The organism is Brachybacterium sp. Marseille-Q7125, assembly GCF_023062615.1.
Lineage (GTDB): Bacteria > Actinomycetota > Actinomycetes > Actinomycetales > Dermabacteraceae > Brachybacterium.
This window is the reverse complement of sequence record NZ_JALLAL010000135.1, coordinates 1-697: the sequence shown is the minus strand read 5'-3', so window position 1 is coordinate 697 and position 697 is coordinate 1. Positions and strand designations below refer to the sequence as shown.

1 protein-coding gene is annotated in these 697 nt (G+C 69.2%); it reads left to right on the top strand.

The genetic code is table 11. The features are described 5' to 3' along the window. Positions 1 to 35: 35 nt before the first annotated feature. Positions 36 to 697, top strand: a 662-nt coding sequence (locus MU407_RS14045) for an IS30 family transposase (protein ID WP_246958425.1), incomplete at its 3' end; no start/stop codon positions are given.

The window sequence follows — 697 nt, the reverse complement described above, 5'->3', positions numbered from 1 at the left end:
CCGGTCGGCGGGGGTCTGATCGGTGGAGTGTGCGGATGGCGCGGGTGGGGTTGTCGTTCAGTGACAGGTCGGAGATCTCGACGGCCTCGAAAGCGGGCTGGTCGGTGCGGAGGATCGCCCGTCACCTGGGGCGTTGCCCGTCGGTGATCTCGCGGGAGCTTCGCCGGAACTCGACGAAGACCCGCGGCTACCAGGCCGTGACCGCAGACGTCAAAGCGCAGCGTCGGCGGGCTCGCCCGCAGCAGCGGAAGGTCGCGGGGGATCCGGTGCTGCAGGCGAGGGTGGATGCCGACCTGGCCGCGTCCTGGACGCCGAACGAGATAGCGGGCCGGTTGCGTCTGGAGGCCGCAGACCCGACCGTTGAACGCATGGCGAACTCTCCTGACGCACGCGGTCGAACCGTCTCCGGTGAGGCTATCTACCAGTACATCTACGCGATGCCGAAGGGTGAGCTCGCCCGCAAGGGCATCTTCCTGCAGTCCAAGCGGACCAAGCGCCGACCACGTACGACCGGGCGGACGCGTGGTGGCCCAGTCGTAGGTATGGTCCCGATCGCGCAGCGAGGTGAGGACGCCGCCCAGCGTCGGGTGCCGGGGCACTGGGAGGGTGACCTGATTATCGGGAAGAACGGCACCTCGTGCGCGGCGACGCTGGTGGAGCGGATGAGCGGGTTCACCGGGCTGCTGGCCCTGCCCTC